Annotated in this window: 20 protein-coding genes and 2 pseudogenes; 11 read left to right on the forward strand and 11 right to left on the reverse strand. The window is 45.3% G+C overall.

The features are described 5' to 3' along the window. Positions 1 to 20: 20 nt before the first annotated feature. Positions 21 to 572 carry a class I SAM-dependent methyltransferase gene (locus MBEAL2_RS26415; protein ID WP_047155204.1) on the reverse strand — a complete coding sequence of 184 codons (552 nt, stop codon included), beginning with the start codon at positions 570 to 572 and terminating at the stop codon, positions 21 to 23. A gap of 173 nt (positions 573 to 745) precedes the next feature. Here MBEAL2_RS26415 and MBEAL2_RS26420 point away from each other — a divergent pair, with 173 nt between their 5' ends. The 4 genes from MBEAL2_RS26420 to MBEAL2_RS26435 all read left to right on the forward strand — a co-directional run bounded on the left by MBEAL2_RS26420 (position 746) and on the right by MBEAL2_RS26435 (position 3393). Next, positions 746 to 1165: a CoA-binding protein gene (locus MBEAL2_RS26420; protein WP_047155205.1), complete on the forward strand. Its 420-nt coding sequence runs from the start codon at positions 746 to 748 to the stop codon at positions 1163 to 1165. 17 nt (positions 1166 to 1182) lie between these two features. Next, complete coding sequence (locus MBEAL2_RS26425) at positions 1183 to 1707, forward strand: molybdopterin-dependent oxidoreductase (protein ID WP_052948043.1); 525 nt, start codon at positions 1183 to 1185, stop codon at positions 1705 to 1707. A gap of 28 nt (positions 1708 to 1735) precedes the next feature. Then, positions 1736 to 2305 carry a hypothetical protein gene (locus tag MBEAL2_RS26430; protein WP_047155206.1) on the forward strand — a complete coding sequence of 190 codons (570 nt, stop codon included), beginning with the start codon at positions 1736 to 1738 and terminating at the stop codon, positions 2303 to 2305. Positions 2306 to 2703: 398 nt separating this feature from the next. Next, entirely contained in the window at positions 2704 to 3393 is a 690-nt protein-coding gene (locus tag MBEAL2_RS26435) for a hypothetical protein (RefSeq protein ID WP_047155207.1), read from the forward strand. A 77-nt stretch (positions 3394 to 3470) separates the two neighbouring features. Here the strand turns inward: MBEAL2_RS26435 and MBEAL2_RS26440 are convergent, their stop codons facing one another. Beyond that, positions 3471 to 3698 carry a YczO family protein gene (locus MBEAL2_RS26440; RefSeq protein WP_047155208.1) on the reverse strand — a complete coding sequence of 76 codons (228 nt, stop codon included), beginning with the start codon at positions 3696 to 3698 and terminating at the stop codon, positions 3471 to 3473. A 171-nt stretch (positions 3699 to 3869) separates the two neighbouring features. Here MBEAL2_RS26440 and MBEAL2_RS26445 point away from each other — a divergent pair. Together MBEAL2_RS26445 and MBEAL2_RS26450 are read left to right on the forward strand one after the other, a co-directional pair. Continuing rightward, a pseudogene (locus MBEAL2_RS26445) lies at positions 3870 to 5034 on the forward strand (alpha-hydroxy-acid oxidizing protein). Between the two features lie 192 nt (positions 5035 to 5226). Then, a complete protein-coding gene (locus MBEAL2_RS26450) occupies positions 5227 to 6447 on the forward strand; it encodes a threonine synthase (RefSeq protein ID WP_047155221.1) in 1221 nt (406 codons plus the stop codon). A 313-nt stretch (positions 6448 to 6760) separates the two neighbouring features. On the opposite strand, the gene MBEAL2_RS26455 is transcribed toward MBEAL2_RS26450, so the two are convergent. Together MBEAL2_RS26455 and MBEAL2_RS34445 are read right to left on the reverse strand one after the other, a co-directional pair. Next, positions 6761 to 7951 (reverse strand): MFS transporter, encoded by a 1191-nt coding sequence (locus tag MBEAL2_RS26455; RefSeq protein WP_047155209.1) that lies wholly within the window; start codon positions 7949 to 7951, stop codon positions 6761 to 6763. Positions 7952 to 8034: 83 nt separating this feature from the next. After that, a pseudogene (locus MBEAL2_RS34445) lies at positions 8035 to 8324 on the reverse strand (ArsR/SmtB family transcription factor). 129 nt (positions 8325 to 8453) lie between these two features. On the opposite strand from MBEAL2_RS34445, the gene MBEAL2_RS26460 reads away from it, so the two are divergent. Both MBEAL2_RS26460 and MBEAL2_RS26465 read left to right on the forward strand, forming a co-directional pair. Beyond that, positions 8454 to 9146, forward strand: coding sequence for an abortive infection system antitoxin AbiGi family protein (locus MBEAL2_RS26460; RefSeq protein WP_047155210.1), 693 nt, complete (start codon positions 8454 to 8456; stop codon positions 9144 to 9146). Positions 9147 to 9236: 90 nt separating this feature from the next. Next, positions 9237 to 10058 (forward strand): STAS domain-containing protein, encoded by an 822-nt coding sequence (locus MBEAL2_RS26465; RefSeq protein ID WP_047155211.1) that lies wholly within the window; start codon positions 9237 to 9239, stop codon positions 10056 to 10058. A 139-nt stretch (positions 10059 to 10197) separates the two neighbouring features. Here MBEAL2_RS26465 and MBEAL2_RS32090 read toward each other — a convergent pair whose 3' ends face one another. From MBEAL2_RS32090 to MBEAL2_RS26480, 4 genes are all read right to left on the reverse strand, one after another. After that, positions 10198 to 10374, reverse strand: a complete 177-nt coding sequence (locus MBEAL2_RS32090; RefSeq protein WP_161798306.1) for a hypothetical protein — start codon at positions 10372 to 10374, stop codon at positions 10198 to 10200. A 205-nt stretch (positions 10375 to 10579) separates the two neighbouring features. Further along, complete coding sequence (locus MBEAL2_RS26470) at positions 10580 to 10969, reverse strand: PaaI family thioesterase (protein ID WP_047155212.1); 390 nt, start codon at positions 10967 to 10969, stop codon at positions 10580 to 10582. A gap of 38 nt (positions 10970 to 11007) precedes the next feature. After that, positions 11008 to 11430: a MarR family winged helix-turn-helix transcriptional regulator gene (locus MBEAL2_RS26475; protein WP_047155213.1), complete on the reverse strand. Its 423-nt coding sequence runs from the start codon at positions 11428 to 11430 to the stop codon at positions 11008 to 11010. Between the two features lie 250 nt (positions 11431 to 11680). Beyond that, the gene (locus MBEAL2_RS26480; RefSeq protein WP_152667940.1) at positions 11681 to 12118 is read right to left on the reverse strand and encodes a Dps family protein; all 438 of its coding nucleotides are present in this window, start codon (positions 12116 to 12118) and stop codon (positions 11681 to 11683) included. Between the two features lie 211 nt (positions 12119 to 12329). On the opposite strand from MBEAL2_RS26480, the gene MBEAL2_RS26485 reads away from it, so the two are divergent. Beyond that, positions 12330 to 12674 (forward strand): DUF3243 domain-containing protein, encoded by a 345-nt coding sequence (locus tag MBEAL2_RS26485; protein ID WP_047155215.1) that lies wholly within the window; start codon positions 12330 to 12332, stop codon positions 12672 to 12674. 52 nt (positions 12675 to 12726) lie between these two features. On the opposite strand, the gene MBEAL2_RS26490 is transcribed toward MBEAL2_RS26485, so the two are convergent. Further along, positions 12727 to 14457, reverse strand: a complete 1731-nt coding sequence (locus tag MBEAL2_RS26490) for a VWA domain-containing protein (RefSeq protein WP_047155216.1) — start codon at positions 14455 to 14457, stop codon at positions 12727 to 12729. Positions 14458 to 14474: 17 nt separating this feature from the next. Continuing rightward, the gene (locus tag MBEAL2_RS26495) at positions 14475 to 15779 is read right to left on the reverse strand and encodes an AAA family ATPase (protein ID WP_047155217.1); all 1305 of its coding nucleotides are present in this window, start codon (positions 15777 to 15779) and stop codon (positions 14475 to 14477) included. 197 nt (positions 15780 to 15976) lie between these two features. Between MBEAL2_RS26495 and prpE the strand changes: the two genes are divergently transcribed. Then, on the forward strand, positions 15977 to 16798 hold the full coding sequence (gene prpE / locus MBEAL2_RS26500; RefSeq protein ID WP_152667941.1) for a bis(5'-nucleosyl)-tetraphosphatase PrpE: 822 nt from the start codon (positions 15977 to 15979) through the stop codon (positions 16796 to 16798). Between the two features lie 67 nt (positions 16799 to 16865). Then, positions 16866 to 17855, forward strand: coding sequence for an NADPH:quinone oxidoreductase family protein (locus MBEAL2_RS26505; RefSeq protein WP_047155218.1), 990 nt, complete (start codon positions 16866 to 16868; stop codon positions 17853 to 17855). Positions 17856 to 17944: 89 nt separating this feature from the next. Here MBEAL2_RS26505 and MBEAL2_RS26510 read toward each other — a convergent pair whose 3' ends face one another. Next, on the reverse strand, positions 17945 to 18163 hold the full coding sequence (locus tag MBEAL2_RS26510) for a hypothetical protein (RefSeq protein WP_047155219.1): 219 nt from the start codon (positions 18161 to 18163) through the stop codon (positions 17945 to 17947). Positions 18164 to 18247: the final 84 nt, after the last annotated feature.

Here is an 18247-nt window from a genome sequence, read left to right on the forward strand (position 1 = left end):
AAGAATAACAAACAAGTAGATTACTCTCCTTTTCGGCAGCGATACACAAAAGCGGGAGGGATGTTCAGAGGGACAAAATCGAAATCGACCTGCTCAAACCGTTCGGCGAGCTGCTTTTGCATTTGCAGCGAATACTGAAAAGCAATAAACATACCGCCTGGCTTTAAGGACTCCTCTACTCCTTCCATAATTCGGTCCCGCAAATCCTGGGGGAAATTCGTGAAAGGAAGGCCTGATAAAATATAATCGAACTTTTCGATGTGGTGTTGTTTCATAACCGAATGAATCTCAGCTGCGTTGTCATGGTAGGACAAGTCCGGATAAAGGGATTTCAGCCGTTCGCGCATCTTATCATCCCTTTCGAAGACGATAACGTTGCAGCCATGGCGTTTCATTTGGTGCAAATAGCGCGTAAAAATGCCTGTGCCTGCACCAAGCTCGGCAATATTTTTCGCGGCCGTCCAGTCGATCGGCTTGATCATGGCCCGGGCAAGGAAGCGGGAACTTGGCGTTACGCTGCCTACGCTCTTAGGCGAGCGCAAAAATTTATATAAGAAAAGAAGTTTATCCATATATATCTCCTTGTTTCTATGTCCATCTTATTATAACAGTACTACAGCACGATTTGGAAGAAATCCGTCTCCAGGCGGAATCGGCCCAGGTGAAAGCCGGAAAAAAGGAATCACCGCTTCCATGGAGAAGAAAGTTATAGTAAATACTGAAACTACCGGAGGAGGAATCAAATATGGCTTTTCAAAACCCGTCTAATGATAAACGCCGTACGATTTTAGAAGAGGCAAAAACAATTGCCGTCGTAGGGCTGTCTGATAATCCGGAGCGTACGAGCAATATGGTAGCCCAGGCGCTTCAAAACAACGGATACCGTATCATTCCGGTTAACCCGACGATTCAGGAAGCACTCGGGGAAAAGGCGTATGCGTCTCTAACTGAAATTACAGAACCAGTTGACATTGTAAATGTATTCCGCCGCAGTGAGACGGTCGTGCCGGTAGCAGAAGAAGCGGCCAAAATTGGCGCCAAAACACTATGGCTGCAGTTGGGCATCTATAATGAAGAGGCAGCAAAGATAGCGCAGGATAAGGGAATGAACGTTATTATGGACAATTGCATTAAAGTCGATCACGCGCTTCTCGTAAGAAGATAAATAAGAAGCAGCAGGTAATGCCCCTGGATAAAAAAACAGCAGCCCAAAGTGACCGCGTTCCGCCGAATCAGCGCCTGACCGAAGGTTTCCCGGTTTTGCACTACGGTGAAGTACCGCAGGTAAATCTTGACACGTGGGACCTTCGGATCTTTGGCTTTGTGGATAAGGAAATAATGTATACATGGGAGCAAATCCTTGATATGCCGCACACGGCTTCAGCCAATGATATCCACTGTGTGACAGGCTGGTCGAAGCTTGATAATACATGGGAAGGCGTTCTCGTGAAGAATGTGCTGCGGGAGATTGAAATTCTTCCCGAAGCAAAATTTGTCATGATCCATGCGGAGGAAGGATGGACGGCGAATCTTCCGCTTGAGGATTTTATGAGAGAGGCGAGCCTTTTTGCCCGCAAGCACAATGGGGAGGACTTTCAAGTCCTCCTTATTTGTTTTTCAAAGCTTCTGTGGTGTGATTTTTTCAAATATTTCCCCTTCTTTGAATATAATATTCAAGATATAATTAATCATTATTTAGGAGTATAATCATGAACTCAAAATGGAGGAATTTTGTATGAAGCGTGCTGGTAAAACCGTTGTTCCATTGTTATCGTTCGGCCTGCTTTTCACCAGTGTTCCACCTGTTTTTGCTGATATCGAAGTATATAAAGCTGCAGAAGTTCAACCGTATAAAGCTACAGAGGTTCAACCATACAAGGCCGAAGAAGTTAAGCCATATCAGGCTGAAGAAGTTAAGCCGGCCCAGCCATCCAGTACCCAAAAGCAGCAAACGAAAAAGGTTGATTCCGCCTCCTGTTACGGGACATTCAATCTTTATGTACCTGGAGCTGTCTATACGACCGATGATTATACTAACAATACACGAACAACGAAAGTTTCACCCGGCAGCGGCAAACTAAATTCATGGCTAACGATTAATGCCAACGGAACCTACGTATGGAATAGCTCCTGGGATAAAAAAGTAATCAAAGGAAAATGGAAAAAAGGGGATGCTGATTATCCTGTCATTTTATTAAATGTCCAAGAAAAGAAAAGCTGGAAAGTAGGAAAAGATAAACGAAAAAATCAGGTTTATGTTTGGGATGGAAATTATGCGTATTACATTGGCATCCCGAAGAAATAAAAATAGAAATCATGAACCCCGCTGCCGATCCGGTGGCGGGGTATTGTCATAAATTAATTTCCCAGAAGCTCAGTAATTTTTTCATTCAATGATTGAATCTTTTTGTATAATTCCGTCTGTTCCTGCCATGATAGATTCGGATTTGTCACCTAACTTTTGATTTTCTACCCCAGCCATTTTTCCCTATGTAAGGTGGGATACAGGTTTTTGAAAAAAAGTGAAACCAATACATTGTGTAATCCGTATAACACTAGTAGGAAAACTATAACGTTATACTGTATAGTTTAAAATAAAAGAAACAGAAGGTTTGCAAATGGAGCGAATCGATGGTGGAGAGCTAACAGCATCTCAACAACAGCAAGCAAGGTGATGAGCTTTTTGTAGAAAGGGTGTTGTATATGGGTTGGAAAGATATTGTTCCCCTTATCCAGCGGCTTGATATCCTCTCAACAGAGGAGAACGAACTCGTGCAAATTCGCAATGTTTCCCATGAATTGAAGTGCATCGGGAGAGGAACAGATGCTGCTGTATTTGTTCACCCGGAATATCCTCTCTATGCATTTAAGGTATATGCAAAAGGTAAAACCCAAAAGCAAGAAAATGAAGAAGCAGCCTATGAAAAACTCGGGGATAACGCCTACTTCCCGACGTTTCATGGTTCCGGTGAAGGTTTCATCATTATGAGTTATGAACAGGGAATTAACTTATATGATTGCCTGGCTAAAGGGATTAAAATTCCGGAAAAGGTAGTGGATGACGTCGAACGGGCGATTGAATACGCACGCGGCGCAGGCCTGAATCCCCGGGATATTCATTTGAAGAATATCCTTCTTCAGGGTGATAAAGTAAAGCTGATTGATATATCAGAGTATGTGAACCCGGGGAACGACGGAAGATGGGAGCATTTGAAAGAAGCATATCGCTTGTATTATCCTTTAATCGCCTCAAGAAGGGTACCTATACCTCTGATTGAGTTTATCAAAAAGCAGTATCAAAAACATAAAAGTGCAGGCTTTTCTGTTAAAAAATTTGGCCGAGTGCTTATGCCGCTGTTCTTTAAACAAAAGAAGGGGAAAACTTCGATCTAAGTTTGATGACAGATTAGGTTTGTATCATTTTTTAAGGGTTGTCGGCTTATCGACAACCCTTATTCATTGCTATGTTTTTACATGCCGGGCTTATATTTCTTTTCACTGGAGGACGTATCCTTTGTATGGAAACCATCTTTCTCATCACGCAGATCTTCCTTTAAATCCTCCATAGGAATAGGGTCAACATTTAACTCGCTTTCATAAAGGTCAAACAGGCTTTTATTGTCTGTTGGGTATTGTTCCGGATTGTCCATCGTTTCTTTTTGAGCTTTTTGAACAGGCTGTTTCTTTGGATCTGCCATTTACATCACTCCAATCATGTAGTACTTTCCTATACCTTTTTATTTGCTCTGTAAAACATCGGTAAGGCTGCCCAAAATGAGCATGAAGCGAATACGTATACAAACAGTGACACAGGGAATAGTAATCGTGTTCTTATTGTTGGATGGATTTTAATCAACGGGGGTACGGGCATGACGAAAAACTGTGAAGAGATACAGATGCGCTTTTATGAAAGTGGAGATGAAGGTGCAAAACTCTTGCCAGTTTCCTTTCATGAATGGGAAGAAAGAGCAAGAAAAACTCTTGCGGCGGGTCCTTTCGATTATGTTTACGGAGCGGCGGGAGCAGGGGATACTCTGCGGGCGAATCTGGAGGCGTTCCAGAAGTATCAGATAAGGCCAAGAATGTGCTGTGATATTACGGAACGTGATTTTTCCGTCACACTGTTTGGAAAGAAAATCCCGCTCCCGATTCTACTGGCGCCCATCGGAGTCAACTCTATTCTGCATTCTGATGCTGAACTTGCTACCGCAAGAGCCGCGGCAAAGGCTGGGGTTCCTTATATACTTAGCAATGTTTCCACCAGGTCGATGGAAGAAGTGGCGGGGGTAATGGGAGATGCTTTGCGCTGGTTCCAGCTTTACCCGCCAAAAAATCATGAGCTTACCAAAAGCTTTCTTAAGCGTGCAGAAGCAGCCGGTTATTCCGCTATTGTTATTACCGTCGACTCGACTTTGCTTGGGTGGCGGGAAAGAGATTTGCGCAATGCCTATCTTCCTTTCCTGGCAGGGGATGGGATGGGCAACTATTTCTCTGATCCTGTATTTCGTTCGGGCCTGGATGAACCACCTGAACAGAATATGAAAGCTGCAGTAAAGAAGGCATTATCTGAAGGAAACAACACCCACTTTACGTGGAAAGAGCTGGACTATATTCGAGAACAAACGAGCCTGCCGGTGTTAATCAAAGGAATTACCCACCCAGACGATGCGATACTAGCAGTGGAGCATGGGGTGAGCGGAATTATTGTGTCTAACCACGGGGGGGCGGCAGCTGGACGGGGCGATCGCTACTCTGGATGCACTGCCTTCCGTCTGCGAAGCGGTGAAGGGCAACGTACCTGTTCTGATGGATAGCGGAATCCGCAGAGGGGCTGACGTCGTTAAAGCCATTGCCCTCGGGGCTTCCGCCGTCCTGTTTGGCCGGCCTTACGCCTATGCTTTGGCGGTTGCCGGAGAGACGGGAGTCAGGGAAGCAATCGAAAATTTAATCGCCGAAACAGAGCTTCAGATGGCCATTTCCGGGCGCAATTCAGTTAAAAGCATAGACGCTTCTCTTGTCGAGAAGGTAAAATAGCAATCCATTAGAAAAAGGCATGATTATTGTTGATCATGCCTTTTTTCTGTCTTGCAGGGATAAAAAGAGAGCCATTAAGTAGAAGGCTTTGGGGGCGGTTTGATGGCGAATAAGAAAAACATGAAAACGGGAGCAGAGTTAGTCGGTAATGAATATATTCTTAATGGGCAACCGGGAAAAGGAGGAAAAGAAATGTCCTTTAGTTATATCTCTCATCTTTATTGCTCGGCATGTGAGAGAAAGTACAGTACAAAGGAAAAACAACAACTGTGTGAGTGCGGCTCTCCACTGCTCGTTGCTTACGAATTTGATGAAATAAAGGGGCAGTTAAAACCAGGCGACCTGGTGGGAAGAGAAGCGAGCCTTTGGCGGTATCACGAACTGCTTCCCGTGGAAGAAGAGAAAAATATTGTTTCACTCGGTGAGGGGATGACCCCTCTGCTTCGAATGCCAAGAGCAGGACAGGATATGGGGATAGAAAACCTTTATATGAAAGACGAAGGAACGATTCCAACCGGAACGTTTAAAGCGCGCGGAGCGGCAGTAGGCATATCGAAAGCTAAGGAATTAGGCGTGAGGCACCTGGCGATGCCGACGAACGGAAATGCCGGTGCAGCATGGTCTTTGTATGCTGCAAGAGCAAATATGAAAGCCACTATCGTTATGCCGGTCGATGCTCCAGTCGTCACGAGAAAGGAATGTGTGATTGCAGGCGCTGAACTTTATCTTGTAGACGGACTGATTAGTGACGCAGGAAAAATCGTCAGCAAGGCTGTGAAAGAGTTCAATCTTTATGATGCCTCGACATTGAAAGAGCCCTATCGGATTGAAGGCAAAAAGACAATGGGATTAGAAATAGCCGAACAGTTCGGGTGGAAGGTACCCGATGTGATTTTATATCCGACTGGAGGAGGAGTCGGGCTCATTGGAATATACAAGGCATTAATTGAGCTTCATACGCTTGGCTGGATTGGAGATGAGCTGCCGCGGCTGGTCGCTGTGCAGGCGGAAGGATGCGCCCCCATTGTAAAAGCATGGAATCAAAAGAAGCCTTATTCGGAGTTCTGGGAAAGTTCCTCGACTGTCGCCTTTGGAATTAATGTGCCGAAAGCGCTGGGTGATTTTCTCGTTCTTGATGCGATTAATAAGACGGATGGCTGTGCTATCGCAATCAGTGACGAGGAATTAGTAGCGGAACAACAGAAGGTTGCCACTCAGGAGGGTGCATTTATTTGCCCGGAAGGAGCTGCTGTTTTTGCGGCAGCACGCCAGTTGAGAGAAAACGGGTGGATTAAAGATGGGGAGAGTGTTGTAGCATTAAATACCGGATCGGGAGTAAAGTATTCTGATTTGTTAAGCTGCGCTGTTCCTATACTGCAGCCGGACGAAGGATTACCATTTAGGCAGGGTTAAAGTCTTGAATTTTTGCGTAAGATCAACAAACCGAATAAATTAATTTTTACCGGAAGGAGGAACGTATGTTTATCAAAACTTGCCCGGATTGTAACTATGATTCGTATGGAAGTTATGACAAAGGAACGTGGATCTGCCCTTACTGCCAATGTGAGATGCAGGGGGAAAGTGAATGCAGGGACGAAGAATCTGTAAAATTATAAAAGGTTTACATAGAAATAACGCTAATCAGAAGTGAGAAAGCTGAAGCACCTGCCATAGAATAAAAACTATTGGACTAAAAGGCTAAAAGAAAAGCCTTTTAGTCCTTTTCTCACTCTGCGTGAGAAGCGATCTGTTTTTTTGTAACATTCATAAAGGGAATCACCCTGCTTCCTGCAAAGAGGAACAGTGAGGCGGTGAAACATGCGGCTGAGAATAAGCTGACGGACATAAAGCCTGACCAGTTAGCATATAAGAATCCGGCAACCGCTGAACCGACCGCGGCTCCACCGTACATGATGGAATTAGATAAACTTGCGATCGTTCCACGCGATGTTGGTGAAATATTTTGCAATGCATTCATCATAATGGGGAAAAGTATGCCTCCTATTACAAAGACAATGAAAAAGGAGATTTTAACATAGAGAAGGCTTGTTAAACAGGCAAGCAGTATGTAATCAAGTACGAGCAGCGACAGTACAGTATAAAAAGTCCGAGGGAGGCCTGCTTTTTTAATAATCCACCCACCGCATAAGCTTCCTGCCAGGTTTCCGAATCCAAATAGCATCATTGCTGTTCCTACTCCAGCAAGGCTAAGGCCAAATGTAGTTGTGAGAAACGTTCCGATAAAAGAAAAGGAGGTAAAGTTTCCGAGCTGGAAGGCGAAATAAGCAGCAAATGCAGTTCTGGCTTCAGTCTGCGTTAACAAATCCCGGTAACGAGTAAGAATAGAAGGTTTTTTTTCTGAAGGCGCGGCCGGAAGTAAATTCGGCATTACATTGTAAATCAATATCGTAAGGAAAAGAGAGGCGCCTCCAATGACAAAGAAGGGAGTAGACCAGCCGTACACCGCAAGGAAGCTCCCAAGCGGTACACCAAGAAGCTGGGCGACGGACAATCCTGCCGTAGCAAGGCCCATTGATTTAATGATTTTTTGTTGCGGGACGAGGAGGGGAATTGACGCCCACACCTGTGGAGAAACGAAGGCTGAACTGATGCCTGCAAGAAAACGAAACGCGAACATGGACCAGAAATTAAAAGCGAAACCACATAGGGCAGTTGTAATAGCGAAAGACAGCATTCCATAAGCCATCACCTTTTTGCGGTTCCAGCCGTCCGATAAGGGGCCTGCAAGCAGAGCAAACAAAGCGTAGCCAAGGGCATATGCCCCGACCATCCAGCCTGAGACCTCCGTAGAGACATGGAATTCTTGCTTTAGTGTGGGAAGAAGAGGTGAAATTAAAAAGGTATCCGTGCCAATAACGAACATCATGAAGAAAAACAAACCGATTTGTTTCCTCATACGATAAATCTCCTCCTGAAAACAGGTTGTTTTTTAGTTAAACAACTATTGAACTAATATGTAAAAAGAAAGGGGATTAAACGCTACAAAGTGTTTAAGAACCCCGGTAAGTACTGTTCGAATGTTTCCATATCAAGCGTAATCAGTTTCATTTGCGAACTTTTTTGCACCTTGATTAATCCTGCCTCCCGCAATGTCCGAAAATGATAAGAAGCATTCGACTTGGAAGCCTGGCATTGTTCACCTACCTCTCCGCAATTCATTTCTTTCTGGTTCTGATACAGTGTTCTAATAATTTCAATCCGTGTCTGATCCGCCAGGCTTTAAAAATTTTGATGCGCTGTTCATCGCTGTTCATTAGTTCAATAATCATACAATTACTTTAGTATAATTTACTAAAAGATGCAATTGTTTTTTGAAAAAACAGTTTGCTGTTTTAAAAATGGAGGCGGTGGAATAATTCTTTAGAGTAATATGAGAAACATACCGAGGTGATGGTGGGATGCAGCGTTATTACTCAAACATTTATTGGCATTTTACCGGTTCTCCTAATGTAAACTGGCATCTCGTGAAAAAGCCTGGGGATATTCAAAAGTATGGAGTGCCAAAGCTGGATCGCGAGGCGGTGGACATTCTTTTGCGAATTCTCCAATCCAAAAAGCTGCTCGCCAAGTGCACCGAAAAAATCAGCGATACAATGATTACCGAACACTTCTGTTCAACTACAGACATCCCATTTAAAGACCTGGTTACCCACTCTCCTTACTATGGAAGAGTTGCCATTGGCTTCACAGCGAGGGCCATCCATAAGAAGTTTATGCCTGTATTGTACATTCCTGTTCATAACATGCCCTTTATTAATCGGATCCTCACAAATATGGAAATACAAGGGGAGAAGGAGGCAGGCGGGCAGCTCGCTTACACGTATTCAGGTGTGCGAGAAGTTGATTCTTCACAAATTGCGGGATTTCTCATGAATTTTTTAAAGGTAACTGATTTCGGAGCCAGAGAAGGGGATTCACTATACAGAGAGAGGGAATGGCGGCATTTAGGGCACTTTAACTTTGATGTCCGTGATGTCGCAGCCATTGTTGTTCCTCAGGATTATATTTCTGAATTAAGCGTGTACCTTGCCGGAGACCGTTATTTACACAATGTTTCCCTTATCTCATGGGAGTTTATTGAGAACTCGTAACCCGGCTATAAAAATTGGTTTCACTATGAAAGGAATAGGGTATAGATAAATTGGAGTGAAGGTAAATAGAGACATAAAGGTGGGAATAAGTTGAGTCCGATTGCAGACGTAGCTACGCATTTAGTTGAAAAAAGACAGCAGCTAAGCGTTGAAATTATTAATGATATTCTCCAAAATATAGAGGTGCAATACCCGCAGGCAGAAATCGATAGAGCCGTTTATGATTTTCATCGTCTTATCGGATTTTTAGGCGAATCTCTTATTTCAGATGGCGGAGAAATAGATGCAGGGCTTGTGGCATGGAGCCGTAAACTCGGGGAACGTGACGCAAACGAGGGGAAGAAAATTACCGACTCATTGAAAGTATATCCCGTTATTCGGGAAACGTTCATCGACCATATAGCAAGGATCAGCATGGATTATCAACTCCCTGTTGATGAAATTGTGTTTGTTACGAAGCGGATTAATTACGTATTGGATCTTTCAATTAATGAAACAATTAAAGCGTTTGATTATTTTAAAGACAAAATTATTAAGGCTACACAGGAAGAAGTAAGCGAGTTATCCGCTCCTGTCGTTCCCATTCACAAAGGGATCGCCGTTCTTCCGCTTATCGGAGCTATTGATTCATACCGAGCCAAATATATTTTAGAGAAGGTAATCCCGAAAGTAGCAGAATTAAAAGTTGAATGTCTCATTATTGATTTTTCCGGCATCCAGACCATTGATACGATGGTGACGAACCATATCTTTAAAATTTATGATGTGCTTCGTTTACTGGGGATACATGCTACCCTGACGGGAATACGTCCGGATCTTGCACAAACAGCGGTTGCCATTGGCATTGATTTCTCTTCTCTCAAGGCTTATGCTACGGTGCAGCAGGCGCTGGAAGCCATCCAGCGTGCGTAACGATAGCCAAAGCTGTGGATTATGGGGATAAGTTTGTGGATAAAGAGAATATATGTTCTTATTTGGGGTGCAAGAATATCGTGGTGATACACCAGGCTTGTTTGGATTGTTTAATCCGGCAGGCCTTTTTGTGTAAAAGCTATTTCTGTTCTAAATTCTCAATACGTTCATTAATTAAACGGACTTGTTCGTACAGGTCGATTCGTTTTTCCCAGTAAAGATTAGGAGCAATCACTTCGTTTTTAATTTCTTCTTTTAAAAGAATTAAATTTTCTTTGCATGTAATAAAATCAATTTTATTTTTAAACTCGTCCATGTTTTTCACCTTCTGTCGCATATTCCTGTGGATAATTTCCCCGGCGGTATGTTCCTTCTTTATATTTTATAATATGTAAAACGATGTCGCACCGTAATCCGTATTACGGGATAACGCAGTGGGTTGCGGTGTTGCCGCAGAAAGAGGAAAACCCCCTCTACATATCATTAGTTAGAGGGGGTTGCAAATGGGTAAATCGTTCACTCTATTCTCTGTTTTTCTTTACAATGGCAACGGTACAGCGCGATACACAAATGAGCTTCTCATCTTCATCAGTTATTTTTATATCCCACACCATTGTTGTTCGGCCCTTATGGAGAGGCGTCGCTACCGCTGTTACTATGCCGCTTTTTTTGCCACGGATATGGTTTGCGTTAATTTCAAGCCCTACCGCAAGCTCATTATCCTGATCGATAAGATTCCAGGTCCCAATGCTTGCTACAGTCTCCGCCAGTACAACAGATGCACCCCCATGTAAAAGCCCAAAAGGCTGGTGGGTTGCTTCATTGACCGGCATGGTGCCCACTACCCTGTTTTCCGTTAACTCCTGCATTTCAATTCCTAGCACTTCCATAATGGTGCCTTTTACGTTCATTGCGCATTTCCTCCCCTAAAAGTATGATGAGTATTTCTTTAATCCTTATTTAACCCGATTTTCAGAAGCATTTTTTTAAATTGCACAATTTCGGTATAAGTAAAGCCTTCAAAAATTTCATCATTCATTTCGTCCATTTTCTCGTTCAAGGAGGCTTCTAACTTGCCGCCTTTTGAAGTAAGGTAGATGCGATTCACCCTTCGATCCGAAGGGTCCGGGCGGCGCTCGATAAAACCATGCTGCTCCAGTCGATCCAGGATACCGGTTATGGTCGCCGCATCCACATGGAGCCGTTCCCCAAGCTCTGCACCGTGCTGTCCGTCCTTTTCCCATAAAATATGTAAGAGGGCAAACTGGACTGGTGTAATATGATAATCTTTTAATTTTGCTTTGCTCATTTGTGCTGCTTTCTGCAGAGCTTTCCCCAGTAAGAAATGTACACAGTCTTCAATTCGCTGCATCCGGCGCCCCCTTTCTTTCCCTTGCTTCAAACATATCATAGTCTAAATATTTTGTATACTAATAATATGCAGACAATTTATTTGCATGTAAAGAGAAAGAGGGGGCTGACAACAATCAGAATGACTGAAAAATTCTTTTACATACGGTTTCATTTGGTTCGAAATAAAAAAATGCGGTTCCCATATGGAATTCCGCATTTTTTTTGCTTACTTTATATAGGGTAGGGTCCTTTCCCTCTTTTTCTAGTGGCTATTTTCCGAGAAAAGAGGTGAGCATCCACACGTGTTTTTCGAGAGAAGAATGAATCGCGAGCAGCATATCTGCCGTCGTTTCATCATTTTCTTCCTGAGCCGTGTTCATTCCTACTTTCAATTCCTCGCTCAGTTTCCCAAAATCGCTTACGAGTGTTTGCACCATTTGCTGTGCATCCTCCTGGTTGTTTGCTTCCTCGATAGAAGATAGCTCAAGCGATTCTCTCATCGTAGCCACCGGTTTTCCTCCTAATGCCAGCAGTCGCTCAGCAAGGTTATCGATATGCACGGCGGCTTCGTTATAAAACTCCTCAAATTTCACGTGCAGGGTAAAGAACTGGCTTCCCTTCACATACCAGTGATAATTGTGAAGCTTTGTGTACAGAACTGTCCAGTTTGCCACCTGTTTGTTTACGAGGTCTGCTATATTTGCCATTGTCATTCCGCCTTCCTGGTAAAAAGTAAAGTAGTAACTTGCATAGTGAAAAAATCCACCCTTTTATTATTACCTCTTCGCAGGACAAACAAACCGGAACTCGCCAAGAAAATAGCAAAACATCCAATGTTTTAAGCACTCATAAACGGGGAAAAGCCCATTAGGTGGTTCTTCAATTAAGCATGATAATCTAAAGGAGGAATATAAACCGATGGAAGAAAACAACCATATGGTACATCAAAATGGAGACGTAGATACGAACAAAGTGGAAAATGTAATGGGCCGGATGAGCTCTGAGAGAAAAGATGATATTCTGCAAAATTTTAATTCCTTCAAGAATTATCTTGGAGACAAAATGGAGCTTGGACAAAAGCTTGGCATGAATGAAGAGATGCTGGCGAAGACAGCGGAGAAGGTGGCGGGTTATTTGGCTGCGAATGAAGAACCGCGCAATCGTGAGGAATATCTTCTCCAGCAGTTATGGCTATCCGGAGAGCAAGACCAGCGCCACCAATTAGCCCACCTCCTCGTACGTATGGTACAGAAGGAACAATAAACTTTATTGCATAATTTGGAAGGCCCCGGTATTTGCCAGGGCCTTCTTCTGTTTATAATGGGCGTTTTTTTGGCTGTTGTTTGAAAACGTCCAGTAATAACTCATTTGCTGCTTCACCCTGCGTTTCCCATGTGGCTGCAAATCGAACCTGGTGGGAAACACCAAGAATATCGTACTTTTGTACGAGATGCTGGCGTGCGGAGCCGACGATAAGCGAGTGGAGGCGGAGCTGTTTTTTTCTTCCCAGCTGAAACAGCATGTCTTGAACAGGCGGAGTAATTTGGCCGATGCCGTCCGTTACCATGACAAGGTCTGCATGCCGGAATGCTTTTGTCTGTTCAATGATTTCAAGCGCCCGTTTCATAGGAGCGTCGAAATGGGTGCCGCCGCCGAAAGCCATCTGGGAAAGCTCATAAAACGCCTGCCAGTCGGGTTTATTGTGGTAGAGAAACTGCTCCTTCAACTCCCCCTTCGCCCCGAACAGAAGCAGGACAAAGTCTCTCCGTTCAAGCAGGCTGAGGGCAGCGAATGTCATAACAAAAATCTGGGCCAGCCGCAGCTTGCTTCCGCGCATGGAATGGGACGTATCAAGCATACAGACAACAGGGCCCTTCTGTGGTTCTTCAATGAAGCCGGTTGTATTGTATGTCATTAGCTTTTGTTCGAGCCACTTGACCGTGAAGTACAGTTCGAAGTCTTCATCGGCAAGCAGCACTGCCTCTCCCGGCAGCATGTGGGAAATGTCTCCGGATTGCCGTAAATCATCATACGCCTCAGGAATATGAGGCGACTTCATTTTACGCCGTTTTACACGGAACTGGTGGACATTTCTGCCCACTTCCTGCAAAAAAGCAAGCAGTTGCGGGTGGTTTCTTAATTTCTCCGCCCAGTGTATATACTGCTCGAAAGTCTGCCTTCGCAGCTTCCCAAGTTCACTTCCCCAGCGCCGGCTGGCGAAGCGCTGGCTGGCCTCAAGCAGATCCTGTAAAAACTCGTTCTCTTCATCCTCTACAGCAAGCGTTTCCTTTAGCGACGTATTCAGCCACTGGCCTAATTCCGCTTCAAGGGAAGCGATTGCTTCTTTCTCCTGCCGCATTAGCCGCCGGAGCTGTTTTTCCCGCTGGGATAGCTCTTCCTCCAGCTTTTTTGCCTTTTGTTTTAGCTTGGTGCGTTTTGTAAACTGCGTGCGCATTTCTTCCTGCAGGGAGGTCATTTGCTCGCGAAGTGCACTTATTTCTGACTCGACGAGCGGGCGGCTATCCTTTGCAGCCTGTTTTTCTTCCGCCGTTTTTTTTCCCTGCTGGAGTGTATAGCCAACAAGTTTGAGCTGCTTTACCTGCCTGTCGGTAAATTGCTCGCTCACCTTCGCTGCTTCCTCTCCTTCGTTTCCCTGCTCCTCCTTAAGGCCGAGTGCAAGCAAACGCTGCTCCTCTTTTTTGCGCTGTTCGACTTCCTTTTCATACGTTGCGGTTAACCACATAAGAGCCTTTAGCGCCGTTTTAAAAGAAGCGTTGACCCGGGATATGGTACGCGGATGAATGGTACGGTAGAAATACTGCTTTTTCAGCGTACCAATGAGCCAGCGGTGGAACGGTGCCGCTTCCCTTGCCGGGTCGATTTCCGGTTTTTCAAGATAAAAACAAAGAAAGAAATCGGCGAACAATTCTATATCAAACCATGCGGCCCGGGACTTTGCTTCATTTATCCATTCTTTTGCCGAACGGGAGGAGTGGATGAATGCGTCGAATACATAACGATCGATGCGTGCACTGCGAATAATCATGAAGTGTCACCGCCAATTTATAACGTATAGTCGTACTCGCTTCCTGCAATTTCCTTATCGAACAGGGTGCGGTACAATCCTTGAAGCATCTGCAGAGTTCGCTCTCCCTGAATGCGAAGGCGGGTATATTTAACAGTGTAACGGTCTGTATGGAGAAGAAGGAAGTTCTGGCTGTACAGGTAAGCGTTCACCGCCTGCTCTCTTTGCTGCCAGGACAGGAGGTCGCTGCGCAGCTTCCTTGCGGTTTCTTCGACCTGGGTCCGGCATTTTTCCAGGAGGGCCTGTGAATGGGCAACGGCATCTCTATTCAGTTTTTCCCCAACCTCTCGCTTGAATTGGTAGGAGTGGAGTTCCTCCTCCTTCTCAAGCCATTTCTCTGCAATTTGTTCATATTCGCGCAGAGGGAGTTCTTTTTCCATCTCCCGTTTCAGCGCATCCTGAAAGCACACATCGAAGATTTGCTGGATTGCCGCCAAATCCTCCGGTACGTCCCACAGCAGGTGCGGGGTATAAACGGTATCCCATATAGACACGGTATCGCGCCCGTTTAAGGCGGCAGATGTCCTCCACATCGAACCGACTTTATTCCAGCGCCGGTCTGATAAAATAAACTCTTGTTCTTCAAGCGCCTGCTTTATTTCAAATAAAAAATAAACGAGAGATTCCGGCAGCTTTGTTTTTCTTGCCTGCGTTCTTATCGTTTCAACGTCTGCGAATGAAAGGATAGCGGGCAGTGGGTCCTCCGGGAGCTGGAACATGCGCTCGTAGCTCGCTATCTTTTTTAAATAACTGACCTCATAACGGATGAGAAAACGGTCGTATAGTGCGGTAAGCTGTTCGTCTTCTTCGGGCAGTTCATTGGAAGCGGCCATTAAAAACAGTAAAGGAATGGCCTGTTTCTCGCGTCCGTTGAAGAAGATGCGTTCATTTAGGATAGATAGGAGCGCGTTTAAAATGGCGCTGTTCGCCTTGAAAATCTCATCAAGGAACGCAAACCGGGAGCCGGGAAGGTATCCGTCTGTTTGGCGGACATACTGATCGTTTTTTAGCTGCTGGAGCGATACAGGACCAAATATTTCATCAGGAGTTGTAAAGCGCGTCAACAGGTAATCAAACCACTTTTCGTTTCCGAATAGCTGGGAGAAGGAGCGGGCCAACTGAGATTTTGCCGTGCCCGGCGGCCCGATGAGAAGGGCGTTTTCATTGCTCATGATACCGAGGAACAGTAAGCGTATCAGCTCTTCTCTTTCCAGAAATCTTTCTTCCAGCAGCGTGATCGCCTGTTCGATTTTTTCCTGAATGGAAACAAATTGTTTTGCCATAACTGTCGCTGTGTTTTGCGGGTGAGTGAAAGCACAGCTTCCCCCTTTCCGTTATTTGTTCCGTCTTTTATTTTATCAGATGGGGGAGGATGGGCATACGGTAAATGGCAGTTTAGCCTGGGGTAACCCGGCTATTTGGAAAGTATTTTGTATATAATGAAGAGGATAAAATCGCTCAGAAAAGAGAGGGTGATGGAATGAGCGAGGAGATGACGCGAGGAGCCAGTCCCCTGGAAATCGAGCTTGAATGCGGGTTCGATTTCATCGGGGATATTCATGCGTGCTACGAGGAATTGCTTGAACTGTTGCAAAAGCTGGGCTACAGCCCGGACGAGGAGAGGCTGTACAGGCATCCGGAACACCGCAAAATGGTTTCGCTGGGCGATGTTATGAGCCGGGGGCCCGCTTCCATTTCAACCATGGTGTTTTTTAAAAGACATATCGATGCCGGACTGGCTTACATGACGGATAGCAACCACGGATGGAAAATCGCCCGCTGGCTGGATGGGCGCAAAGTAAACCTGGCACATGGCGACGAAAAAGTGGCGGAAGAATTTAATCGGTACGAGGCACAGTATGGAAGCGAAGCCGCTCTTCGCCTGAAGCGGGATTTACGGGAAATGCTGATGAACGCCCCTTCCCATCTTATCTTTACAGAGAGGGGTGTGCGCACGGTTGTAGCCTGCCATGCAGGAATTAGGGATCAATACATTGGCAAAGATTCAAAACGAATTCGGAATTTCTGCCGCTACGGAGATACAGACGGGCTGGATGAGAACGGAAAACCGCTCCGTAAAGAATGGCATACCGGGCACCGCACCGGCGAACTCATTGTATGGGGGCACGATCCGCGAGCTGAACGTGAAGTAATAAACAGTACCGTAAATATCGATCAAGGAGCTGTATTTGGGGGCAGCTTAACCGGGTTTCGTTTTCCGGAGGGAGAATTTATCTCCGTTAAGGCATATAAAGACTATTCAGACGTGCCTGGTAACCCGTTCTCCCGCACATCCATCTGACAGAGAAAGAAGGAAAGAGCCGAACTGTGGAGTAATTAAAATAAAGAAAGAGAAAGGGAGGAACGATATGGATACATTTCGCGCACTTGTAGCAGAAAAATCAGGAGACGACTTCTCACTCGGAGTTAAGAGGCTGGCACTTACCGATCTTCCGGCAGGGGGAGTAACGATTCGAGCGGTCTATTCCAGCGTGAATTTTAAAGACGGGTTAGCGAGCAGTCCGAACGGAAATATCGTAAGTACATACCCGTTTATCCCTGGAATCGATGTAGCAGGTACGGTTGTTTCATCAGATGATGCCCGCTTTGCTGAGGGAGATGAAGTGCTTGTCACCGGTTACGATATGGGAGTTTCCCATTATGGAGGATTTAGTGAGTACGTGCGTGTACCTGCAGAATGGGTCGTCCGGCTTCCCCACGGCCTGAACATGAAAGAGGCAATGGCATACGGAACGGCCGGGTTTACAGCGGCGCTGTCCGTTCAGCGCCTCGAGGAAAGCGGGGTAAAGCCGGAAAACGGGCCAGTTCTTGTGACAGGTGCTACCGGAGGGGTTGGAAGTCTTGCAGTGGCGATCCTGGCAAAGAAAGGCTATGAAGTAGCGGCAAGCACAGGAAAACAATCGGAACACGAATATTTAACAAAGCTGGGGGCAACCCGCATCTTAACGAGAGAAGAAGTTTCACCGGAGAAAATAAAACCCCTTGGAAAAACGGAGTGGGCGGGGGCGGTCGACCCGGTTGGGGGCAGAACGCTGGCCTATTTATTGACTACAACGAAATATGGCGGTTCTGTTGCGGTTAGCGGCCTTACAGGCGGCACAAAGGTAGATACGACCGTATATCCGTTTATTCTCCGCGGTGTCAACCTGCTCGGTATCGATTCGGTGTACTGCCCGATGGATGTGCGGGTGAAGCTCTGGCAGCGAATGGCGGATGATTTAAAACCGACGGATTTACTGGAAGGCATTACAAGGGATGTTACGCTTGACGGGCTTGGGCAAACGCTCGCCGACATTCTTCAAGGGAAGATGCGCGGGCGCGCAATTGTAGCGCTATAGATGTTACCAGCATTCCGGTGTGTAAGAGCGCATCCGGAAGCTCATGCCAGTCATGTTGAAGAAAAGAGAAGGGGGATGAAAGAGAAGTGCTACCACAGTCCCCCTTCTTTTTTCTTGTCCTTTTGCAGGTAAACGACCCCCCGCTCCGTTTCACAAATCCATTCTTTGGCAACTTCTACCTCTTTAACAGGAATTCGTAAAAATAAAGGTTTGTTGAGATAACCAAATGACTCGCCATGTTCCTGGAGCAAAATTTCTCCGCTGTCCATCATGTAAATACGAACGGTTTCTATCATCGATTTTTCCATAAAAAATTCCCTCCTTTCTTCCATTGTAGCGCAACTCTGCTATGTTTCCTAAACTTTTCTGAAAGTTTAATAAAATCTTCATCA

Origin of the sequence: Aneurinibacillus tyrosinisolvens, from assembly GCF_001015055.1 — a bacterium.
Taxonomy (GTDB): Bacteria; Bacillota; Bacilli; order Aneurinibacillales; family Aneurinibacillaceae; genus Aneurinibacillus_A; species Aneurinibacillus_A tyrosinisolvens.